This window comes from Bradyrhizobium sp. MV1.5 (assembly GCF_055807615.1).
The window spans coordinates 1-19923 of record NZ_JBVVPL010000070.1; the positions used below are offsets into that span (position 1 = coordinate 1).

The window sequence follows — 19923 nt, forward strand, 5'->3', positions numbered from 1 at the left end:
CGGCGTCTGTGGGCCTCGAAGCTCGCTGCGCGGATTCGAAATACGCACCGGCCTGTTCGCATCAAGAAGTCCTGGCGGGAGAGCCTGACGCCCGAAGGTACCAACGGCCAGTGGTGCACCTAGGCCGGCCGGCGCGGCTCCCGGAGGCAGAAGCGCCTGCAACCACCACGGCATCTCCGCCGGGGATGAAGTCAATGTGCCGGATACTTCTCTCGCGCCCCCTTCGCGAACACCCGGCCCCAGAACCGCAGGCGGTTGATATGCGTACGTCGGAGCTTGAGGCAAACCGCTACGAGAAACTCCGCTTGCCGGCGGGAATTGTCCCCCAACCGGAATTGCCGAGCCACCGGTTGGCCTGATGAGACCTCCACCGACTCTCGGCGCAGTGGGAGTAATTGCGCTTGCTACCTCGAAGGCAGCGCGCGGCAGATACTCGCGCGCTCGATTGTACCTGTCCGCTTCTTCCTCTGTAGTGGGAGCCGGACCGGTAACAACGCGGGAGGCGTCGACCAAACCTCGGATAGTTTCGGGCGCATTCATCCATGCCTTGACCTGGGCAAAGAGCCCGAACGGAGTTGGATGGTCCCATACATCTTGAAATCGCTCCGAAATTGAACGGTGCGGGCGTTCAGGTTGATCGACATACGACATCGAACTTTCCTCACAGGATTTTGTCAATTAGCTTTGGATCGCAGTCAGTTTGATCGTTCGGATCAGTGTCCTCGGTCGAGCGAAGCTGTATGCGCGCATGCATCACGCTGTGGGACAAAGACATGGATGTTGGTCTGGCTACGGACGGCAATTCAAAGGAGAAGCACTAGAGATTTGATGGCAAGGCGCCCTCACCCCACCACCGCCCACAAAAACACCCGCCCCGCCGTCGCGGTGTTCGCATGCGCGATCGTGAACGCGCCATTCGCCACCGCGCTCACATACATCGTCCCGTTGCCCACCTCCGCCGCCGCATTCGCCGACGTCGGCACCAGGATCGGCACCGAACCCGCCGCGCAATTCGCTGTGGTTACGGTCGTGCTCGACGCTCCCGTCGCCAGCGTCACGCTTCCGACCGCATTCGATCGTCCCGCCGCGAGCTGCTGGATCGCAAGAACGATCTTCTTCAGATCGGTCTCGGTGATTCCGGGGACGTAAGCCGTCATAGGGTGCCGTTGGGTGTGAGGTCGGGAACGATGCCGGCGCAGAAGGACCACGAGGTCGCGGCGGGTATGCGCACTTTGAAGCGGGAATAGCGGGTGTCGCGTCGAACGTCGCAGCGGCCGGTGCGAGCATTGACCAGAACTTCAGCCCCCGGCATCGCTGCCGCGGATGGCGTGTCGCGCCAGGACACCGAGCCGAACAGCGTCGACGCGTCGGTCACGGGACGAAAGCCGCGGATGGTGATACGGTTTTCGTCAGTGCCTTGCTCGGGGCTCTCCAGCGTCGCCTCGAGACTGGGGCCGCGAAAGAAGCCGAGCACGTGGGCATTGGAGAATTGCGCGATCTCCGGCTGCACCGCGGTCGCGTAGGCGTCGAGGCTCAGCGTCAGTGCATCGAGAGACGACGAGATGCTGTCGAGGTTTTCCAGCGTCAGTCCAGTCTGCGAGATCCCGAGCAGATACTCGCCCGTCACCGACACCGGAAAGAAGCGATCGAGCAGGAAGTCATAACCAAGCAGCTTGTCGAAAGCGCCGACCGTGCCAGATACCGATTTGTAGGCCCAGTAAACACGTGTCGCACGCGGGTCGGCCGCTCCCATGAAGAGCTGGAGGTTGCCCTTGTCGAGATCGGCGAGAAAACTGCGATCGACCTTCTCGCGCCCGATCTGCTGCGGCACGCCGCCCGGCTCGATCTTGTGAAAGCCCTGGCCGGCGTAGAAGAAGATGCGCTCACCGGCACGAATGATCGAGTAGGGAGCGTAGAGTCCCTTGTCCTGGGTAATGCGATCGATCTGAAAGATGATCGGCGAGCCCGGCACATAGGACATGCGGCGGATCGCCTGGTCCTGAAAGATGACGCCGGATTCGCCGCCGGCCACACCGCGGACAATGCCGCCGTCCGGGAAGTCCTGGAAGTCCGACGATTTGATGCCGCTGGTCCAACTATCTGAGGCGTTGAAATTGTTCAGCCCGGACCACTGGATCCGGTACGGTGTCGACAGCAGGCCCGACAGCACCAGGAAGCGCCCGACCACGCTGATATAGGCGGCCTGCGGCGGCGTACCCAGCGCATCGGCAAACGCCGTTGACGATGAAAGATCGAAGATCTGGAGCACCGCATTGGCGTGCGTCGCAAAGACGAAATTCCCGGTCTGGGCGAACTGCCATTGCGCGGTTCCGGAAAGCGCCGAATAAGACGCCCCGCCCTTCGAGACGTCGATCCAGGTGAAGTCGATGTTGTTGAGCCGGTACAGCTTGGTGCTCGTGCCGGCGAAAGTGATGACCGTGCCGTCCGACTTGAGCGCGTAGAATGCGCCGCGGCACGGCGACGGCAGCGCCGACGTGTAAGCCGAGAAGGATGGAAACGGCCCGTAGCCGTCGCCGCGTGGAATCACGTTGAGCAGGTTGCGCGTGGCCTGCCCTTCGTAGTCGCTGACGTCGGGGCGGTATTCGCCATAGGAAAGAAGGGGCATGGTTCTGTCACCCGGTTTATTCAGTCGTCCAGGACTCAGGTTGAATAATCGCCGGCGTCCACGGACTGGATGGCTCGGCTTCCGCGGCCCAAGCCGCGGCGGCATGATCGTTCGGCGTCCAGGTTTCGGCTTCGGCGACGGTACCGGTCCACTCGTCGAAATCGTATGGCCGCGGAAACCACGCTTCGAAATCCCTGGCGAAAGTCGAGGGATATCCGCCGACGAGATAGGCTCCCGCGCCGAGGGCTGCGGAGGTCGCCATCGACGTTGCGTTGCCTGTGACCAGGGAAGCGCCGGTCAGCGAGGGCATCCGCATAGCGGTTGTGACGGGCAGCCCGTTCACCACGTAACCGGCCGCACTTGCCGCAAGCGCTCGCCTGAACAGGGCTGCGCTTCCAGTCGTAGCGTAGCTGCCTGCCGCAGCAGACAGCCGCTGGCTGAAGATCGCCGCATTTCCGGAGATCCCACACAGGCCAGCGCTGCTGCCTTCCCTTGCCTGAAAGGCCGCGCTGTTTCCTGCAACCGCGTAGCTGCGCGCGACTGTGAGCAGGACCGTGTTGGTCAGCCCAAGCGTCGGCAACTGCCCGAGCGCATGGCGCCCGACAGCATCAAACCCGAGAAGCGACATCGATCAGACCGGAATGCCGATCGCGGAGGCGATGGCGTGCGCACGGTCGTTCCCCAGCGCGGAGGCCATGCCGGCCCAGCCTTGCCTGAATCGATCGGAGCCGACCGAAATCGGGGCTTCGCCCTGCCCAAGCAACGCCGCCCACAACAGGCCAAGCGCAGCGCTCGTTGCGATCGCCGCGTGGATCCTGGCGTAGTCGTCCGGCGTCAGTTGCGCCAGCATGTCGCGCGCAACGAACCTCGCTTGCGATTGGAGCAGCACGGCCGTATCAACCGTTTCGATCTCTGCCACCGTCGGCTGGGCTACGTCAGCGCGCTCCCAGCGGGAGATGAACGGCCCATCGCCGTGATCGGACACCTCGAAGTCGATGTTTGCCACGAGACCGGGGCGCAGGGTCAGCAACGCGAGTACAAAGTCTTTGGGATGATATGCCATGTCTTGGTTACCTAGCTTGCGCGCCGAATGTAAGCTTGTGCCTGCACCGCGTAGCCCCCGGCGCCGGTGTACCCGGCTTGAGCACAGAGATAGTAGGTCGTCGTGCTCGCGACCGCGATGCGAACCGAGGCAGAAGTCAGCACGATCGACATGTCTCCGAGCGGCGACGCGCTGCTGATTCGCTCGTGGAGTTGTATGGCCTGGCTCACGCTCACGGACGTACTGGTGGTGCCGAAGGCCAAATTCCAGTCTGACGACGCCGTCCCTCCGGGACCACCGAACGTTCCGATGATCGTCACGTCGTAAACGCCAGGTGCGACGCTTGTGCTTCCGACATTCCCGCTGACTGCGGACCCCGCGAAAGTAAGTGAGGAATTGATCGTGATAACCTCGCCGATATTTCCAGCCGACGGCTGCGTCGATCCGGTCGTCCCCGGAATTTGACCGACGCCCGCAGCGCCGACGGCTGTCACGCCGATATTGCTTCGCGCCTGCGCCTGTTGCGCCGTTGTGAAGCTGTTGCTCTCCTCGACCGAGATCAGGTCTTCCTTGAGCGCCACGATGCTGACCTGCGGCGTCGTGGCAAAATTGATCTTCGAGGTGCCGCCGATCGAGTTGAACAGCACCGCCGTCCTCGCCAGGACGCCTGTCGAGGTGTTGTAGGCGCCTTCGCCGACCTCCCACTGGCTGAGGTCAGCGCTTTCGGCGCGATACTTGTAAAGCCGGCCATTGACCACACCTGCGGCGGCTGGGCTCTGATAGCCCGTGACGGCCGCAGAATAGGTCCAGTCGGTCGTGCCGCCCGCCGACGGCGAGAACCTGCAAACGTCGAGAAAGGCTGCCATATCAGGTCATCGTCAAAATGCCGTTGGTCTGATCCAGATCAACGGTGAAGGTGTTGCCATTGGTGAGCGTGAGCGCAACGCCATAGTCCCACCAGCCGATCAGCGGCTTGGTCGGCGATGTCGAATTGTAGAGCACCGCATATTGAAAAGGCCCGATCGAGCCACCCGATGCGGTCCATGCCGGATCGGTTGCCCCGACGAACTTGAACGTGCCCGTCGTCTGCGCGCCGGTGATGGTGCCGACGCTGTTGCCGCCTGCGGTATATCCGTTACCGGCAGCGAGATCGGCCGGCGTGTTGTAAACCGTATTGGCGGCTACCGGCGCCGTGTTCGTCAGATAGACCTTGTAGACCTGCGCCGTACCGGTTTTCATGTCGTGCAGGGCGTTGGCGACATCCTGCACGAAACAAAAGAACTTGTTGAAACTTGCCATGGCTGCTCTCCCAAGATGTCCTAGATGACCTGTCCGGAAACGCGCACCGTCATCGGCCCGGCGTTGAATGTCGACGTCAGCCCGAGATTGTTCAGATCTGCGAGGGCTGAGGTGAACCCGAGCCCCCAAGTCTGGATGCGCGCGTCTTCCTTGATGTAGGGCGCAGACTCCAGCAGGGCGGCGTAGAGATAGACATCTGGCGCCATGGTCAGCAGCCAGTTGCTTCCGTTCGACGCCAGCGCCGGCACGTTCTGCCGGTAGACCATTTCGATCGTGTAGGCTGCGTCAGGGGTCGGTGCGAGTTCGAGCTCGTTGCCGAACACGGTGAAGTAGCGCGGCCGCGCGGCGACATCGGACGTCGCGAAGCGATATTCGTCCATCTGCGTCCCCGATTTGAACTCGAGGCATGGCTTTCCTGTCATGCCCGACAGCCGGACCCGGCGCATGGATTGGAAATCGGAAGGCAGCGAAATAAACTCCGGCTCGTTCGATCCGAGATCGACCAGCGCGGTCGCCCGCTGCTCCATTTGCCGAACGAACAGCTGGCGGTTGAACTTGGCTTCCGCGAGCTGCACGAAGGTCGGGATTCGCGCGATCAGCGTCGTGTCCTGGTCGCGCGCGAGATATTCAATCACTGCGGCCTGCAGCGATGTATAGTCGGTGATCTCAGTCATTTGAGCTCCGCTGACCAGCCGCACTGCAGTTTCGGCCTGTCGGTTCGCAAATAGGCCCATTCGGAATCGTCGAGCTTCCGCTGTACGATCGCGTCGAATTCAGGCGTGAACAGCCGCAGCGAGGTGTTACCCTTCGCATGCTCCTCGTTGAGCCATTGAACGTAGATGACGTTGGGAATGCGGGCGACGTGCCGCCCCCAGTCACCACATTGCTCACCCTGCCGCGCCTGCCTGTTCCACTCCAGGATCGGCGCCACGTCCTGAACATGCTCGATCGCAAGCTCTCGGCCGTTGCTGGCGAGATGAGGCCTGATCAGGACGCCCGCCATCACGAGATCTCCGTCACCCACAGGGTGCCGGCAGTCGCCGTGACCAGGCCATTGGTCGCGGCCTTCAGTGCGGCAATGCGCTGACCCGGACTGACCGTCACGTATTCGACGACGTTGGCCGGCAGATAGGGATCCGAGACGGTGGCGGTCTGCGCGCCGTCTCCGATCCGGTAGCAGCAGCCGGAATTGGAGACGAGGCGGAGCTGAAAGGTTTCCGAACCGAAGGCATTGGTGGCACCGACGCTGCTGTCATAGGCGATCGTCTGGCTGGGACCGACGCGCGAGGAGTTTTGCTTGGAGAAGAACGGCATGTCAGGCGGTCCTCACGGAGATCGAAAAATGCATCGGGATCGCCGCGCCGGAGGCGCCGGACGGCGTCAGGACGATCACGTCGTCCTCGTTGAGATAGATCGGCGACGGCGGCACGGCCGAGAACAACTGGCCCGCAGCGGATCCCGCCTGCGTCACAGTGAAGGTCGCGAGCGTCGTCGCATTGGCCGCCGCGGTGACGGTGCCATCGGCCGTCGTGATAGCGCCCCCCAGAATGCCGGCCACTTTCAGCAACCGGCAGCGAAAGGGGACGCGGACATAGGAAGCGACGGGACTTGCGCCGCAAGACGGCGTGTAGGCCGTGAGATCGGCGGTATTGAGGGTACGATTGCCGGGAAGCGGCATCTTGTGTCTCCAAATGAAAGGGGCGGCCCGAAGACCGCCCCGAGTGAGAGATGGATGATCCTGATCGCTCAGGAGGTGGTGTTGTCGAACACGCCGCCGGAGGCTTTCTCGTTACGCGAGACCAGCGCGTATTCGGCCAGGATCTGCCGGCGATCGGAGTCGCCGGTCTTGGCCAGCGGGATCGAGATCATGTTGCGGCCATTGAGATAGGCGACCGCCCATTTGTCCAGCTCGAGCACCAGGACGTCGCGCGGGCGCTGGAAGCGGTTGGCCACCACCTTGAGCTTGCCGAAATCGGATTCGTAGGCGTCGACGGACGCAACGATCTTCTTCGACTTCGACTCTTCGATCGCGGTGGACCGGCCCGTGAAGGTCGAGAACACCTGCTTGTTGAAAGCGCCGGTCATGATGGTGCCGGGCTTGCCGCCATTGCTCCAGATCGAGGACAGCACGGTCTTCAGACGTACTTCGGTGAAGGCGAGCTGGGTGCCGTCCGTCCGCGTCGCCGTGCCGTCGGCGGCGGCCGGATCCGCCGCACCGCCTGCCGTTCCCTTCGAGGTATTCGAAACGACCCAGGAGAGGACGGAAGCGCTCTTGCGCGGCGTCGTGGTGTTGCCGACGACCTTGGCCTGGTTGGTGCCGCACAGGATGGTTTCGAGGTCGCGCTTGAGTTCGAGACCCTTCAGCATCTCCTGATAGGCGAGCTCGTTGTCGCGGCCGGCATGGTCGACCGCCTGCTGCGTGCCCGAGACCCGCGCGACCTTGTAGGAGATCTGGCAGAGGTTGCCGAGCCGTATGGTCGGCGTGGTCGTGTTGGTGTTGGGATCGTCGCCCTCGAGCTGCGCGTTGGCGCTGTCGGCGGCGGCGAGAGCCTGCGTCTGCCATTCGTGATTGACCGCGGTCGCCTTCTCCTTGTCGACGCCGCTCATGAACGGTGTGTCGACCGGGTCGATGCGATAGATCATGTCGCTGAGATCTTCGCGGTTGCCGACCGCGGAGTAGGTGACGAAAGTTGAGGTTGGTAGAGACATCGATGTTTCCTTATAATGGCCGTGCCGTTTCAACAGCGCAGCCGCAAAGCTGCGCCTCTCCTGGAAACTGCGGCCTGAGTTGCTGGCGGCTTCTGTTCCCGCTCACACGATGGCGCGGAAACTCAGGTTTCCGGTTCGCGGATCAGCGAGACATCTTTGCCGGGCGCCTGCGCGTATCGCGCAGGGTCGGCCTAACTACGTTGCTTGAGCTGATCGGCGTTGTTACGCGACGTCAGCCTGGTTGGACACGCGTCAAGCGCCGAACGGGGGACGGGGGTCGAGAGAGATCGTCTTCAACCGGGCTCGTATCCTTGCGGCGCGAGCGCGGCCGTGGCGCTGAACGGCAGCGATGCAGGTCCGGTATCGAAAGCAAGCGATCCAGGTTGACTTGAGTTTCGCTGTTGCAGGCGCCGAATGCGGTACGTGATGAGATCGGCTAGCGGCTCCGGAGAGCGTTGTGTTGCAGTCGAAGGAGGAGTCTGGTCAATCGCCTGACGTGAGACAGGCGGGCTTGGACGATGCGCGGCGGACCGAACAGCCATTCAGGAGGCCGATCCGGAGGATCAACTTCGTGCGCCGGCGGCAGAATCGGATGCCGAGATGGAGGCGTAACCGGCCGCTCACGCGGCAGCTGCGAAATGGGACCCCAATCCGGAAAGCCGAATCTTGGAATCTCGCCAAGCAGCCATGGGAAAAAGCCTGGCATGTAGTAGCCGGGATAGCCGAGGATCGGATCCTGCCGACACGAGGACCGTCGCGTGCCGTCCACGAAGGAAATCAGACAGAGCGATTGCGGATGCAATGTCCCCTCCTGGACTCCGGACGACGAAAAGCCCACCCTCTCGAAGGTTCGCAGCCGACGAGACATCCATGCCCTTCTCGATCCGGCCATCGAAGCATAGAATCGACTGATCGACGTTGAGAGCCATTGATTGCGAAGCCACGCCTCGACAATGATCAACGGCGCGATAGTAGCTCTCTCTGTCGGGCTCCTCTTCTTTGGCATGGACTTCATTCAAACCGAGAAGAACAGCGAAGATGTACGAACACAGCGTCTTCAACGACCGCAAAGTGACACCGCACGGTTTTGACTGCCGAAAAGCAGCAATATAATAGAACAAACAAGGAACAACATCTACACTCTTTCAGGTTGTGCCGCCTAAATGATCCCGAACCGCTTCCGCCGCTCCGCCGTCTCCGCCAACTCCTTCAGCTCAGCGCGCGCCAGCTTGCCGTTCGCGACCACACCTGAGAGATGATCGCGCACCTTGCCGACGATGTTGATGGCGAGGAACAGCTTTTCGCGGCCAGCGGCATCGTCGACCGTGGTGGCGCGCCAGGCCGCGACGTAGCTCTTCTCGAGCGTGTCGAACGCCTCGTTCAGGATCTCATCCTCGAGCAACGCTTCGGCCCGAACCGCCTTCGCCGCCGCGCGCTCGAGTGTGTTCTCGTCAGACATCGGTTTCCTTCTCGTTGTTCGGCCGCCGATGCCATGTTTGCATCGAGGTGTCCTCGATCTTGGTGAGCTCGATCTTTTTTGCGTCTTGATCTAAAGATGGATCGCGTCGTTCCGTGCGCTCTTCTGCTCGGGCTGGCCCCGTGCGGAGAGCGGTGACCTGATCCACTTGGGCTCAATCCTTTATGGCCGACCGATTCAGGGCAGATGACAGCAGGCGGGGTGTGGCAGGTTTTTCAACAAGCGCTCGGCCCGTGGGATTTCATGCCAGACGCATCCGGCCACACAAGCGCGAGCCTGCCTTCGTTCAAATCTCCAAGCGACGTAGAGTCAGCCCGAGCTGCAGACCCACGAACCACAGCGCTTTACCGCAGCTACAACCCGTCAGGTAATTCAGTGAGAGAATCGATAAACTGTTTCAGTGTTGGGGCGAGAAACAAAACATATCGCTCATCGTCGCCATAATATTCAGGTTGATTGAACATTATGCTCCCGAAAGAATCGGGGTTCACGCTATACATAAAAAACCCCGCGCCCGTAGTGTCCGCGAACGGTATATACCCTCGAGGAAACTGGGGAGTCTGATCCACCATCATTACGTAGGTCCGCTCGAAACTTAATCCATCCGAGCTAGTGTTCATGGGATAGAAACAGTCGACATCATAGGCCTCACCGTCCTTAACGAAAAACCGAGGACGCGGTCTTCCACCGTTGTGCACGAGGTACTGCTCCTTGAGATCCTGCGGCAGGCGAATACCCAGGCGGTTCTCGACACGCTTTATGTCCAACTCAGAAAGCGGAGGAGCAGTCCGCTCAAAGACAACCATGACCGGTCTCCTTTTCAAAGTTTGTACCGCACTCCGTGGTGCTTCTCGTACTGCGCAACCGAATCGACATATGGTAAAGCAGCATTGTGCGCGTTTTTATGTATAAGCTAAAGTGAGGCCCCTCCACTCTCTTGATCGAAGTCGTCGACATGGTGCCACCTATATCCGGGCGGTGTTTCAGTGAACCCGCCCCACTCGTTCGCAAGATTCTCGTCACCTCTTCGGCTGCCAGTAAGTTTTATTCTTACAACGCTTCGCTGCCCCTGTGCCCCAGGATAGAGATGCTCCGTTCCAGCAAAAGTGGGCCCGCCGTTGGCGGTCGTTCCGACACCGGCGTATCCCTTTTTAGATGCCCAAGCCGCCGGAGAGAGCCGAACCTTACTGGTTAGTGCGCGTGCTTCTTTGACGGCGACGCGCCCGACGCCCTTCGCACCCGGCATCAGTCCGACCGCGGCCTCGGATCCCAGGACTCGCCCTCCTCTGAAGCCTGGGTGCTCTTTGCTGCCGGACCGACATAGAGTCGGCCAACTCCCGTCGCTGGTTGCTGCGGCGGAGGTTGTGCTGGTTGACTCTGTGCCTCTTGGCTCTCTGCTCGTTGGCTCGGCGCCTGTTGCGTTATCCTATCGGCACTGAACGGATCGTGGTCGACTGGAACGAGAGAGACATTCTCGAAGTCCGGCTGATGCTCGACCGGCACAAGAGAATATTCATCCATGATGAACGACCAGCAGATATTTGCCGGGACGGCTCGCGTCCGGCACATAGTGGTAGCCGTCTCTCGCCTTGCGCGCGCCCGGTGGATATGATCGCGGCACTTTCCCTGCTTCGATCGTTGCCTTCAGATGCGTCTCCAGCACCGTCATCTTGGCCTCGAGGGCAGTCTTGATCTTGGCGAGCTCGATCTCCCCTTGCGTCTTGACATGCAGGTGGATGGCGTCGTTCTGCGCCTTTTGTTGCTGGAGCTGCGCCTGGTGCGCGGCGAGCGCGGCGTCGACCTGGACCCGTGCCTGCAGCGCCAGCAATTTCGGATCTGGCGGCGGCTGCGGCGGCGCCGGCGGCGGATGCAGCAGCTGCCCGTTCTGCGGATTGACGGCCATGGGATCGTTGAAGAACTGGTCGGGATTCCTGTGTCCCATGATCCGGGTCAACTCGGCCGCCGTATTGTAGAGCTGGCGGTCGCCGACCAGGTTGATCTTGCCTCCCGCAAGCAGCTCCTTCTGCACGTTGGCGATCGCCATGGTCTGGGCGAACTGCTGCGCTTTGCCGCCGGCGCCGAGACCGACATTGATGGTCATGTCGTCGCGGGTCTTCCAGTTGCGCGGATTGACCTCCACCCAGGCGTTGCGCAGGCGAACCGTCTCCTCGCGCCGACCGTGCTTGCGGATGGTGCCGTGGAGCAGCGCGAAGATGTCGCGCACGCCTTCGGCCATGATGCGCGCGATCAGCTTGATCCGCATCTGCGAGGCCGAGAACACCTGCGCGACCGCCGTCGCGGACTGGTTCTGCAACGCGTTGGCGTCGATGCCCTGCGTCTGCTTGCCGAGACCGGTGCGGATCTCGAGCTCGGCGTCGATATATTGCAGCATCGGGTAGATCGACGTGGTGATGTCAGGCACCACCTGCCAGTTCAGTCCGCCCGCCGTCTTGGTGCGCACCACCCCGCCCGGCCGCGACACCAGCAGATCGTCCAGCGTGTTCGGCCCGGCGTTGTGCTCGGCGACCTCGACGCGCGGATTGTTGTGCAGATAGAGATTGTCGAGCGCGCCGCGCTTCAATGCGGTTTTCTCCCGCTGCAATGGCATCACCAGATCTGCGATCGAGCGGCCGAAGAAGCGATGGGTCACCGGCACGGGCGTGGTCGCCGCAAAAGGCACCTCGTCGAACGGCGTGATGCAGTCCTTGCCGTCCTTGCGCAGGATCTCGGCCTGGTCGCCACCGGTGACAACCTGATATAGGCAAGGCCGGCCCGAGCCTTCAAAATCCATACGCACATAGTGCTCGGTGATGCGCACCAACCGCGCCGCCGAATTGGCGCTGCCACCGCCGGCGGTCGCGGACAGATGCTCCTCCACGGTGTCGCGCGCCAGCGTCTCGATTTCCGTCGTGCCGGTATGCGGCAACAAGCCCCTGATCTGGCCGGAATCAAAACCTTCCGCGATCAACTCCGCTTCGGTCTTGGTGACGACCTCGTGGAAACAGTAATTGCAGTCGCGAATGCTGCGCGCACCGCGCTCGATGCCGAATTCCTCCGGCGGCACCCCCATCACCCGCGCCTGCGCAAGCTTGCGCGTGGTGACGATGGTGACGTCGTGCGTGACGAGAGACCCCATCGGCGCAGGCGGCGCCGGGGCTAGCAAGGGAATGGGCATGTCTGATTGATCTCTGAGATTTTGCCGCGTGGTGGCAGACGGCGGAAAGGCAGCAGCGGCCTAGTATCCGTTGTTGCGCGTATAATCCTGGATCAAACCGAGTAATCCGCCTGCGGATGCTTGATCTGGATTGGACGAGTCGACTGGAGCCGGCGGGCCGGCGGCAACACCCGGCGTGCGCGGTGACGCGTCTCGCCGCAGCGGGGACGCGGCCCATCGACCCAATGCCCGATTGAGATCGGGTGTCAGCAGCGCCTCGAGCGGAAAGAGCGCCGGAGCCGACGATGGTGCGTTCGAACCGGATTGCGTATTCCCGGGACCGCGAGCGCCAGACCCAAGAACCGACGCGGTTCCGGATGCAGCCGATGTGACGCCTGGCCCACCGAATGCCCCCGGCATCGCGAACGGGCCAAAATTCCGGGGCACCTCGGGCGCGAAGTGCAGCGGTGACAGCGTCGGGTCGGCAATTGGTGCCGAATTGCCAGGTGATTGCGAGCGCGAAAACGCAGGTGCCCGCAGCAGTGCCGGACCGTTCGGTCCACCAAGCGACGTAGGACCTTCCGCACCAGGAATGGCGATACCGGACGATGGCTGGGGCGCAGTTTCCGGACGAGGATTATTGGTCGGCGGTGTATCGCCCGGAAGCGATGGTCGAACCTGCGGAGATGGAGGCGACGCAGTTGTCGGACCAGGTTGAAGTGCCGGCTTCGGCTCCCCGTTCTGGTACGGAAAGACCGGGCGATCGATATCAAAAGTGTCCGGATCAGCCTTGTGCGTGATGTCGCTGGAATAAATTCCGAATCCCTTGTTCGGATCGGCATTCAAAGGTGCCTTGCCGGAAATAATCTCACGATGCAGATGCGGGCCGGACGTGCGACCGCCCAGACCTTTAACGTATTCTTTGGTGCCGATGACGGCACCCGGTATAGGCTGATCTGCAAGGACCGGTGTACCCGGTGCCGGCAACGGATCCGGTCCGAGATGGCCATAGAGCTGATAGAAGACCGTGCCGTCCGATGCTTTTGATTTGACGACAACGGACATTCCATAGCCCTTGATCTTCCCGCTTCTGAATATTTCTCCGCCGTGCTGGGCGTAGACCGGCGTTCCCGGCCTGGCTGGATTGTCACTTCCGCCGTGATAGCCACCTTCGGTATCAGCGCGAGACGTCAGCCAATTTTCGGTGGTCGGACCATAGCCAGGATATCTATATTCAGGCATCTCTTGATTCCCTCAATTATTGATCCGGCTATGATCGCCCGCGCATGCGATGAAGAAGTGAGACTTGATATCTCCATCGCTCCGGTACTACTCTAGGTTATCCAGCCCAGAAGATTAGCTTTCGGCTGCAGCGGCCGGTGGCCGTTATCGATATGCGCCGTGCTTTTCTTCCGGCTTCCACGGAGACAGCAAGTTGAAGTTCATTTCAGCCGTTCTCACGTTCCGAGAAATGACGATGCGGATGTTTCTTGTTGGCGCGCTGTCCACCTCAATGGGGGCAAGCAACGCATCCGCGGAAACCTCGTTAGACGCTCCATGTCCGGCGGGCTTCAGTTGTTCTCTTTCCGAGCCGCGAGACGGTGCTTGTCCGCATCCTGCAATCGTCCTCGACGAACAGGCGAAATCGACACGCTACGAGAGTGACCCCTTCTCGCGCGCATTGGAAAAAGCCTGCATTCCAAAGACCGGAGCACTGGCGGCACGTCGGGGCGGCGAACTTCGCCTGATGTTAGGCAATGGAGCCGTGAAACTCTACAAGGACAATCAGAGCAAGAAGGCCTGCGAAAAAGGGCCCTACGAAAGCTGCAAGACCTACATGCTCTATGACTATTTCCCCGAACACCGGTTCCTTCTCGTGCACATCATGTACTACGAAAGCGACCAATGGCTTCTGGTCCGGCAGCAGGATGGAAAGGAGGAACACATCGTCGCACCCCCACGCTACTCGCCCGGCAAGAAGTGGCTCGCATCGGTCTTCTGGACCGAAGGCCCTTCCGATGGAAACAACGGAATTGACATCGTGCCGACGAACGTCGATTCCACCGAGCCTGCCTTTCATTACAGGTCTAAGGGCTATGAGCTTTGGGAATACGTCCGCTGGGAAAGCGACGACCGTCTATCGGTAAAGGTGACTTGGCGCGTCGGCAACGATCCCGAACTTGTCGACTGGCCCGCTGAAGTCGTTCGTGTCAACGGACAATGGCAATTGCATAGGTGGCCTCCCGGTTCGCCGCGACCTTGAACACGGCATATGCTGCATGCTGAACTTGTTCGATCGTGAGGTCGATCAACTCAACTACAGAATTCAGGATGCCACTTTGATCGTCGAAAAATTGCCACGCGTTCGGCTTCCAATCCTGCTCCCGGGGCGTCAATCCAGCCGAGGCGCCGAAACCGGGCGTACCGTAATAGAGCTGCGGATACAGCCTGCCGGAATTGTCCAAATAGGCCCCAATGCCCGCTCCTCCCAGCGCCGGAAATCCCTCTGCCGCTCATTGGTTCTGCTCATCATTCTGGGCTTCGGCCCTCTTGCAATTCTGTTCGTAAATTCTCGAACACCTGATTGCGTAAAACACGCCGTAGAGAAAAACTGCCAGACACACGCAGCCAAAGACCATCTGGACCGGCTGACCGGAGGGCTAGTCCTCCGCTGAGACCCATAAGGATGGATCCTTTGACAAACCGGACATACTCGGCCTGCACAGGGAGTGGCGTTGGATGCTGCAACGCCCACACCGAGAATGCATAACGCGCACTCTCATAGTCCTGAAACTGTGGCGGAAGATACTCGCTTACGGCATTGGAGACGTGAAGGTACGTGACGGTTCTCCAGATGGCGGCTATCCCCGTCAAGACGGTGAAGAGAGCTGCCATGATGTCCTCCGGTGAACCAGGCCTCGCGAGGCAAATATATGAGCCGCGATCTCTGATCGTACGCAACGGGAACGTGGTCAACAAGAGCTGGCCGCTTTCACATCGTGCCTGAAAGCACGAGGCCGCCCCCAATAGCGTGCGACAGCGAATCTCCTTCCTGTTCTCAGGACGCGGTCTGCAACACGTCTTGCGGGCCGGCCATGTCATGCACCGTGTGCGCGACGATCTTCATCGCGCCGCTCGATTCCGCGACATCCTGAGCAAGCAGTGCGAACTGGTCGTCGGTCAAATCATAATACGTCTCGCGGCTCTCCTCCTCACGTTCCTCCCACCAGACCTTGACGATGCCAGCCTTCGACAGCAGCGCGTCCTTGATGAAGGAATAGAGCACCATGAAGCCGCCGTTCTGCTGCATGAAGACGTGGTTGACGTAGTCCGTCTCCTGTTGCGCGGCGGCGACGTCTTCCGGACCGACCGGTTCGAAGCGCACGACCTCGTCGGAGCCTGCAAAGATGTCCATCAGCTGTGGCATCAGGCCTTCGACGGTGTCGGCGACGTCTGTCGATACCGCGCGCGAGCGGCCGTCCTGCGACGGCATGTCCTTGCGCATGTCGCCGAGGTAATAGTCCATCGCGTCGGCCCGCTCCTCGGCGAGTCGCGCTGCCGACATGGCAGCGAGCGCGTTGGCCTTCTCGGAGGCGAGCATCGCCTTGACTTCAGAAATCGACATTCTTGCCATCAATGAGCCTTCAGTTGGCAGTGTTGGTCTGTTGATTTTGCAATGTTCAGTTCCTTGGTGAACGCGAGGCTCGCAAGACTTCTTCCACCCTGTTTGAGCAGTTGATCAACTCGAAAATTCAACATGGGCATTCCTTACCGAATTGAGCGATGCGGCCATCCCGCCCATTTCGAATGGCAGAGCTCGGTAGCGCTGATCGGCCGGACGATGCGGGGATCAGAAAGAGAGACGAAACAGCAAGGCGATCGCAAGAAGCACGATGAAAACGAGGAAAAGCCCCGCAACTCCGGCGATTGATTCCTCCAGTTCAATTCGGCCGCTTTCATCCCGCCGGTAGCCGAGCCACTTGAAGCGCTGCGGCGGCGAATTGAATGGCTTGACACGAACCCAACCAAGCGACAGCAACGGAAAGACAAGTCGCGCGACCGTGCATCCTATTGACTCGACGAACGCCTCGTAGAGAAAGGCGATGAAACTGGAGACGAAGTTATCCATGTCGTTGCTCTCCGGCTGCACCAGCAGTGTCATCCGCCTCTCCTGCCGGCAACTCAGATAAGCATACCGTGAAATATGGCAACGATCATGAGCAGCACCAGAAGGCAGATTCCAGACCCGATCCACCCGGCAGCGACTTGTTGTAGTTCAATCCGCCCGCTCCCGTCGCGGCGATAGCCGGGCCACCGCAATGGCTGCGGAGTTGCATGAAAGGGTTCGACGTAGATCCTGCCGAATGAAAGGAGCGGCAAGGCAGCACGCGCCACCGTGTAGCCGATCAACTCTACCAGCATTCCCAAAACCGACATGCCAAAACTCACGCAGAGGTAGAGAGTGCTCTTTTAGAACAAAGCAGGAACTCCGTCAACCCTGGGTTTCACCTCGCCTGTTGCTCTCACTCATACCCACCCCTGCTCGGCATACCGGATTGGCCGGTTGAACGCGGCCGTCTTGCCCGGCTGCTCGTAGCAGATCGCCATCAGCCCGAGCGCATCAGCGGCGTGGCTCGACCAGTCGTGCTCGGGGCCGAGCCCGATATTGCGCGTCCCGTCCTTGCGCTCGTGATAGAAGCCGAGCGCCTCGCGGCCGGGCTCGGTGGTGTCCGCGTCGAACCAGAGCTGCGGACCAAGTCGCCGCAGCGCCTCGATCCGCATCATCGCGGCGCCCGGCCCCTGGTTCTTCACCGGCGGCTCGACCGTGAAGCCGGCTTCGCGCAAATGATCCTCATAGCGCTTGCCGGTGATGTTGTTGGCGGCGATGCCGTCATGGGGCAGATAAAGAATGGCCTGGTCATAGCCGCGCGAGCGCAGCCAGTTGACGTGAAACGCCAGCACCTGCCCGACGCTCTCGTAATAATCGAGAACGCGAATTTCGTTGCCGACCCACTGTACGACCCAGATCGCGAAGGCATCCGCCGCGGCGCCAGCGCCGCCGATGTCGATGAAGGCGCGCAGCGGCAGCAAAGGATCCGCCGCAACCTTTCCGATCCGCCCCTGCGCGCGCGCTTCCGACAGCAGCGAGGCGAAATACGCGCCGTCGAAGGCGCGGGCATATTCGCCTTCCCAAATGTGGTCGTAGCGCTCCGGATAGAGCTTCTGGTCGAGCAACCGTTCCTCCGTGAGCACGTCCGGAAACCAGGGATTGTCGCGCCAGTTCGCCTTGACGACGACAGCTCCTTCGGGCCGCCGCCCGCGCAAGAAATCGTCGATCGCATCGCTCTTGCGACGCGGATTCCAGCTCGCCCACAGCTCGGAGTCTTTTGCGCGGATCGTCGGCCGCAGCAGCGCAAGACTGCGCGCGCTCAATGACTGAGCCTCGTCGATCCAGGCGATGCGAAATCCTTCCAATGATTTGATCGAGTCGGCTGTGTGATCCTGAAGCCCGCGAAAGATGATCAGCCCGTCGCCAGGCGTTTCGATTTTGTCGCTGAAGAAGTTGAAGCCGTGGCCGAGGCCAAGGCTGGCGATCTTGCCCTCGATCAGCCGCTTGGAAGACTGCGCCAGCGTCCGCTGCGCCTCGCGGATGCAGACCGCCAGCGTGCCGCGCTCGGCCTGGCAGGTCTCGACGAGAAGCTCGCCGAAGAAATGCGATTTGCCCGAGCCGCGCCCGCCGTAAACGCCCTTGTAGCGCGCGGGCTTGAGCAGCGGCTCGAAGATCTTGGCCGTCGGAATTTTCAGGATGGACAATGGATGCGCTCGCTCACCCTAGGGCAGGCCGGTGCGCCTGCGCCACATCGTGGACCAGTCTTCGTTGTTTGCTGTGTCGGATGGTCGTTGCGGAGCCTGATTAGAGCCGGCCAAGACACCTGCGCCGGAAGGCGAAGGCCACGATCCGAATCGCCTCTCGAAATCGCTTTGCTCGGCGAGGGCACCTCTCGTTGCTTCCAATATGCCTGAGGATCGAGACGATTCCCGGCGGCGTCGATCAATTGATAATGAAGATGATGATCCCCGCCTTCCACGTATTTCTTGTCCACGCCCATGTTGCCCATCGTGCCGAGCATCTGCCCCGCGACAACCCGATCGCCGATGCTGACATATTGCCTGCGCGTGTGCAGCAATTCGTGTGACACGCCATCCGCATCCCTGATCGCTATTCGACCTGCAGATCCTTCGCCGGCATTCGTCACGATGCCATCAATCGGAGATCGCAATGCGGGATGCCTCAGATTGATCCCCTGCTGTCCGTTTGGAACTACGTTATAAATTCCCATCCACGCCACGAGGCGAACCAAGCAATGCCAATTTGCACACTTACTTGCTCAACCCCTGATAGATGGACGATTCTGAGCTTGCCCCCTCTGACCGCTCATCAGCAAACCTCGCACAGGAACAGATTCGTGAGACTGAATCGGATGAAGGACCTCACCTCGTTGTCGATGCTTGCCGCGCTTTTGCTGTCGTGCGCTGGCTTGCCTACCCAGGCCCAGGAAGGGCCCAAGAGTTCGCCCAAGATGAGTTCGCCCGGCAAATGGCGCCCAAGGGACGGCATCTATGCAACGCCGGGCCCCAATTTCGATGCAAGATGCGGGGAGTACGGCGACATGCGGATCGACTGGAGCGATAATTTCACCTCGGGAGGCGAAGAGGGGTGCAAGATTACCAAATTATCGGATACCGCTCCCGGCAGCATCAGACCTGACGTGGTCTGCGAGTCCGCTGACAGGGAAGGACATCCGTACAAGGAGATCATTCTCATGAAGAAGATCGACGAGAAGACGATCTTCACTCGCGAGACCCAGGACGGGAAGTTCAAGCGATCCGGCGGCTCGATGGCCTATTGTCCGGACAACGCGCAGCGCATGTATAGCGACTCCAAGAAGAAGGGCTAATCTGAGCTCGAAACATTTTTTCAGAGCCGTCGGCTCACGCGTCGCGCCCAGCGGCACCGCCGCCCGCGCTCCCCGGATACACGATGATGCGTTCGATCCGGTGAATCAATTCCAGCACGCCATCCCCGCTGTTCTCGATCGGCTGCGCCGCCTTGCCCCAGCCGCGATCGAGGATTGCATTGGCGGCGGAGACACGGGCGGCCGGCGTCGCGTCGTCGCTGCGCATGATGCCGACCAGCACGCTGAGCGCGGTTCTGGTGTGGCTGCGCGCAAGCGAGCGGATTTCGGTCAGGGTGCGCGCGCTGGACGTCTTCCGTCGCGCAGGCGCGCGGACCGGCTCGCTCACGAGCGCAATTTCCATGTCCTCGCTCATGACAACGTCTCCCACAGCGCGATTGCAACCAGGCCCGCGAGCGCGAGCGATATCAAATAGGCCGTCATCGTCTCTCCTCGACAAAGAAATGCGCGGCAGATCGCGAATGAGGCGCGATCGTTTCGGGCGCGAACCCTATCTCCGCATCCGGAGACCGCAGCGGGGGGGGGGCGGGGCCGGGGCGCCCCCCGGGGGGGGCGGGGGGGGGGGGGGGCCCGCCCGGGGGGGGCGGGGCGGCGCGCCCCGCGCGCCGGCCGCCCGCAGGACAGGAGAGCGTGGAGGGG

General features: G+C 61.2%; 25 protein-coding genes. 2 read left to right on the forward strand and 23 right to left on the reverse strand.

Going from position 1 to position 19923, the window contains the following annotated elements; genetic code table 11:
• Positions 1-842: 842 nt before the first annotated feature.
• From AC0L2J_RS33315 to AC0L2J_RS33390, 16 genes are all read right to left on the reverse strand, one after another.
• The gene (locus tag AC0L2J_RS33315; RefSeq protein ID WP_473395804.1) at positions 843-1157 is read right to left on the reverse strand and encodes a hypothetical protein; all 315 of its coding nucleotides are present in this window, start codon (positions 1155-1157) and stop codon (positions 843-845) included.
• Positions 1154-2626 (reverse strand): hypothetical protein, encoded by a 1473-nt coding sequence (locus AC0L2J_RS33320; RefSeq protein ID WP_473395805.1) that lies wholly within the window; start codon positions 2624-2626, stop codon positions 1154-1156. The genes AC0L2J_RS33315 and AC0L2J_RS33320 overlap by 4 nt, the downstream gene beginning before the upstream one ends.
• A gap of 16 nt (positions 2627-2642) precedes the next feature.
• Positions 2643-3254 carry a hypothetical protein gene (locus AC0L2J_RS33325; RefSeq protein ID WP_473395806.1) on the reverse strand — a complete coding sequence of 204 codons (612 nt, stop codon included), beginning with the start codon at positions 3252-3254 and terminating at the stop codon, positions 2643-2645.
• A gap of 3 nt (positions 3255-3257) precedes the next feature.
• Positions 3258-3689 carry an XkdW family protein gene (locus AC0L2J_RS33330; RefSeq protein ID WP_473395808.1) on the reverse strand — a complete coding sequence of 144 codons (432 nt, stop codon included), beginning with the start codon at positions 3687-3689 and terminating at the stop codon, positions 3258-3260.
• An 11-nt stretch (positions 3690-3700) separates the two neighbouring features.
• A complete protein-coding gene (locus tag AC0L2J_RS33335; protein WP_473395810.1) occupies positions 3701-4534 on the reverse strand; it encodes a hypothetical protein in 834 nt (277 codons plus the stop codon).
• A 1-nt stretch (position 4535) separates the two neighbouring features.
• The gene (locus AC0L2J_RS33340) at positions 4536-4967 is read right to left on the reverse strand and encodes a hypothetical protein (RefSeq protein WP_473395812.1); all 432 of its coding nucleotides are present in this window, start codon (positions 4965-4967) and stop codon (positions 4536-4538) included.
• 20 nt (positions 4968-4987) lie between these two features.
• Positions 4988-5641 carry a phage adaptor protein gene (locus AC0L2J_RS33345; RefSeq protein WP_473395814.1) on the reverse strand — a complete coding sequence of 218 codons (654 nt, stop codon included), beginning with the start codon at positions 5639-5641 and terminating at the stop codon, positions 4988-4990.
• Positions 5638-5970 (reverse strand): hypothetical protein, encoded by a 333-nt coding sequence (locus tag AC0L2J_RS33350; RefSeq protein WP_473395816.1) that lies wholly within the window; start codon positions 5968-5970, stop codon positions 5638-5640. Before AC0L2J_RS33350 ends, AC0L2J_RS33345 begins: the two co-directional genes overlap by 4 nt.
• Entirely contained in the window at positions 5970-6281 is a 312-nt protein-coding gene (locus tag AC0L2J_RS33355; protein ID WP_473395817.1) for a hypothetical protein, read from the reverse strand. The genes AC0L2J_RS33350 and AC0L2J_RS33355 overlap by 1 nt, the downstream gene beginning before the upstream one ends.
• A gap of 1 nt (position 6282) precedes the next feature.
• The gene (locus AC0L2J_RS33360; RefSeq protein WP_473395818.1) at positions 6283-6645 is read right to left on the reverse strand and encodes a hypothetical protein; all 363 of its coding nucleotides are present in this window, start codon (positions 6643-6645) and stop codon (positions 6283-6285) included.
• Between the two features lie 68 nt (positions 6646-6713).
• Complete coding sequence (locus tag AC0L2J_RS33365; protein WP_473395819.1) at positions 6714-7676, reverse strand: DUF5309 domain-containing protein; 963 nt, start codon at positions 7674-7676, stop codon at positions 6714-6716.
• A 1159-nt stretch (positions 7677-8835) separates the two neighbouring features.
• Positions 8836-9135 carry a hypothetical protein gene (locus AC0L2J_RS33370; protein ID WP_473395821.1) on the reverse strand — a complete coding sequence of 100 codons (300 nt, stop codon included), beginning with the start codon at positions 9133-9135 and terminating at the stop codon, positions 8836-8838.
• Positions 9128-9301, reverse strand: coding sequence for a hypothetical protein (locus AC0L2J_RS33375; RefSeq protein WP_473395822.1), 174 nt, complete (start codon positions 9299-9301; stop codon positions 9128-9130). The genes AC0L2J_RS33370 and AC0L2J_RS33375 overlap by 8 nt, the downstream gene beginning before the upstream one ends.
• A gap of 205 nt (positions 9302-9506) precedes the next feature.
• Complete coding sequence (locus tag AC0L2J_RS33380; RefSeq protein WP_473395824.1) at positions 9507-9959, reverse strand: SMI1/KNR4 family protein; 453 nt, start codon at positions 9957-9959, stop codon at positions 9507-9509.
• Between the two features lie 707 nt (positions 9960-10666).
• Positions 10667-12328, reverse strand: coding sequence for a portal protein (locus AC0L2J_RS33385; protein WP_473395826.1), 1662 nt, complete (start codon positions 12326-12328; stop codon positions 10667-10669).
• 60 nt (positions 12329-12388) lie between these two features.
• Positions 12389-13549 carry a M23 family metallopeptidase gene (locus tag AC0L2J_RS33390; protein WP_473395827.1) on the reverse strand — a complete coding sequence of 387 codons (1161 nt, stop codon included), beginning with the start codon at positions 13547-13549 and terminating at the stop codon, positions 12389-12391.
• Positions 13550-13742: 193 nt separating this feature from the next.
• On the opposite strand from AC0L2J_RS33390, the gene AC0L2J_RS33395 reads away from it, so the two are divergent.
• Positions 13743-14570 (forward strand): hypothetical protein, encoded by an 828-nt coding sequence (locus tag AC0L2J_RS33395; protein ID WP_473395829.1) that lies wholly within the window; start codon positions 13743-13745, stop codon positions 14568-14570.
• Here the strand turns inward: AC0L2J_RS33395 and AC0L2J_RS33400 are convergent.
• The 6 genes from AC0L2J_RS33400 to AC0L2J_RS33425 all read right to left on the reverse strand — a co-directional run bounded on the left by AC0L2J_RS33400 (position 14518) and on the right by AC0L2J_RS33425 (position 18648).
• On the reverse strand, positions 14518-14772 hold the full coding sequence (locus tag AC0L2J_RS33400) for a hypothetical protein (RefSeq protein ID WP_473395830.1): 255 nt from the start codon (positions 14770-14772) through the stop codon (positions 14518-14520). The two genes, AC0L2J_RS33395 and AC0L2J_RS33400, sit on opposite strands and share 53 nt — an antisense overlap.
• A gap of 593 nt (positions 14773-15365) precedes the next feature.
• Complete coding sequence (locus AC0L2J_RS33405; protein ID WP_473395831.1) at positions 15366-15932, reverse strand: portal protein; 567 nt, start codon at positions 15930-15932, stop codon at positions 15366-15368.
• A 225-nt stretch (positions 15933-16157) separates the two neighbouring features.
• The gene (locus AC0L2J_RS33410; protein ID WP_473395832.1) at positions 16158-16469 is read right to left on the reverse strand and encodes a hypothetical protein; all 312 of its coding nucleotides are present in this window, start codon (positions 16467-16469) and stop codon (positions 16158-16160) included.
• Between the two features lie 20 nt (positions 16470-16489).
• Positions 16490-16744, reverse strand: coding sequence for a hypothetical protein (locus AC0L2J_RS33415; RefSeq protein ID WP_473395833.1), 255 nt, complete (start codon positions 16742-16744; stop codon positions 16490-16492).
• Between the two features lie 90 nt (positions 16745-16834).
• Complete coding sequence (locus tag AC0L2J_RS33420) at positions 16835-18121, reverse strand: PBSX family phage terminase large subunit (RefSeq protein WP_473395835.1); 1287 nt, start codon at positions 18119-18121, stop codon at positions 16835-16837.
• Positions 18109-18648: a M23 family metallopeptidase gene (locus tag AC0L2J_RS33425; protein WP_473395836.1), complete on the reverse strand. Its 540-nt coding sequence runs from the start codon at positions 18646-18648 to the stop codon at positions 18109-18111. Before AC0L2J_RS33425 ends, AC0L2J_RS33420 begins: the two co-directional genes overlap by 13 nt.
• Positions 18649-18774: 126 nt before the next feature.
• Here AC0L2J_RS33425 and AC0L2J_RS33430 point away from each other — a divergent pair, with 126 nt between their 5' ends.
• Positions 18775-19266, forward strand: coding sequence for a hypothetical protein (locus AC0L2J_RS33430; protein WP_473395837.1), 492 nt, complete (start codon positions 18775-18777; stop codon positions 19264-19266).
• A gap of 34 nt (positions 19267-19300) precedes the next feature.
• On the opposite strand, the gene AC0L2J_RS33435 is transcribed toward AC0L2J_RS33430, so the two are convergent.
• Positions 19301-19639: a hypothetical protein gene (locus tag AC0L2J_RS33435; RefSeq protein ID WP_473395838.1), complete on the reverse strand. Its 339-nt coding sequence runs from the start codon at positions 19637-19639 to the stop codon at positions 19301-19303.
• Between the last annotated feature and the right edge of the window lie 284 nt (positions 19640-19923).

Bases quoted from the DNA above. Each gene is read 5' to 3' on its own strand.
- AC0L2J_RS33315 (WP_473395804.1), bottom strand. From the start codon at position 1,157: ATGACGGCTTACGTCCCCGGAATCACCGAGACCGATCTGAAGAAGATC.
- AC0L2J_RS33320 (WP_473395805.1), bottom strand. From the start codon at position 2,626: ATGCCCCTTCTTTCCTATGGCGAATACCGCCCCGACGTCAGCGACTAC.
- AC0L2J_RS33325 (WP_473395806.1), bottom strand. From the start codon at position 3,254: ATGTCGCTTCTCGGGTTTGATGCTGTCGGGCGCCATGCGCTCGGGCAG.
- AC0L2J_RS33330 (WP_473395808.1), bottom strand. From the start codon at position 3,689: ATGGCATATCATCCCAAAGACTTTGTACTCGCGTTGCTGACCCTGCGC.
- AC0L2J_RS33335 (WP_473395810.1), bottom strand. From the start codon at position 4,534: ATGGCAGCCTTTCTCGACGTTTGCAGGTTCTCGCCGTCGGCGGGCGGC.
- AC0L2J_RS33340 (WP_473395812.1), bottom strand. From the start codon at position 4,967: ATGGCAAGTTTCAACAAGTTCTTTTGTTTCGTGCAGGATGTCGCCAAC.
- AC0L2J_RS33345 (WP_473395814.1), bottom strand. From the start codon at position 5,641: ATGACTGAGATCACCGACTATACATCGCTGCAGGCCGCAGTGATTGAA.
- AC0L2J_RS33350 (WP_473395816.1), bottom strand. From the start codon at position 5,970: ATGGCGGGCGTCCTGATCAGGCCTCATCTCGCCAGCAACGGCCGAGAG.
- AC0L2J_RS33355 (WP_473395817.1), bottom strand. From the start codon at position 6,281: ATGCCGTTCTTCTCCAAGCAAAACTCCTCGCGCGTCGGTCCCAGCCAG.
- AC0L2J_RS33360 (WP_473395818.1), bottom strand. From the start codon at position 6,645: ATGCCGCTTCCCGGCAATCGTACCCTCAATACCGCCGATCTCACGGCC.
- AC0L2J_RS33365 (WP_473395819.1), bottom strand. From the start codon at position 7,676: ATGTCTCTACCAACCTCAACTTTCGTCACCTACTCCGCGGTCGGCAAC.
- AC0L2J_RS33370 (WP_473395821.1), bottom strand. From the start codon at position 9,135: ATGTCTGACGAGAACACACTCGAGCGCGCGGCGGCGAAGGCGGTTCGG.
- AC0L2J_RS33380 (WP_473395824.1), bottom strand. From the start codon at position 9,959: ATGGTTGTCTTTGAGCGGACTGCTCCTCCGCTTTCTGAGTTGGACATA.
- AC0L2J_RS33385 (WP_473395826.1), bottom strand. From the start codon at position 12,328: ATGCCCATTCCCTTGCTAGCCCCGGCGCCGCCTGCGCCGATGGGGTCT.
- AC0L2J_RS33390 (WP_473395827.1), bottom strand. From the start codon at position 13,549: ATGCCTGAATATAGATATCCTGGCTATGGTCCGACCACCGAAAATTGG.
- AC0L2J_RS33405 (WP_473395831.1), bottom strand. From the start codon at position 15,932: ATGTCGATTTCTGAAGTCAAGGCGATGCTCGCCTCCGAGAAGGCCAAC.
- AC0L2J_RS33410 (WP_473395832.1), bottom strand. From the start codon at position 16,469: ATGACACTGCTGGTGCAGCCGGAGAGCAACGACATGGATAACTTCGTC.
- AC0L2J_RS33415 (WP_473395833.1), bottom strand. From the start codon at position 16,744: ATGTCGGTTTTGGGAATGCTGGTAGAGTTGATCGGCTACACGGTGGCG.
- AC0L2J_RS33425 (WP_473395836.1), bottom strand. From the start codon at position 18,648: ATGGGAATTTATAACGTAGTTCCAAACGGACAGCAGGGGATCAATCTG.
- AC0L2J_RS33435 (WP_473395838.1), bottom strand. From the start codon at position 19,639: ATGAGCGAGGACATGGAAATTGCGCTCGTGAGCGAGCCGGTCCGCGCG.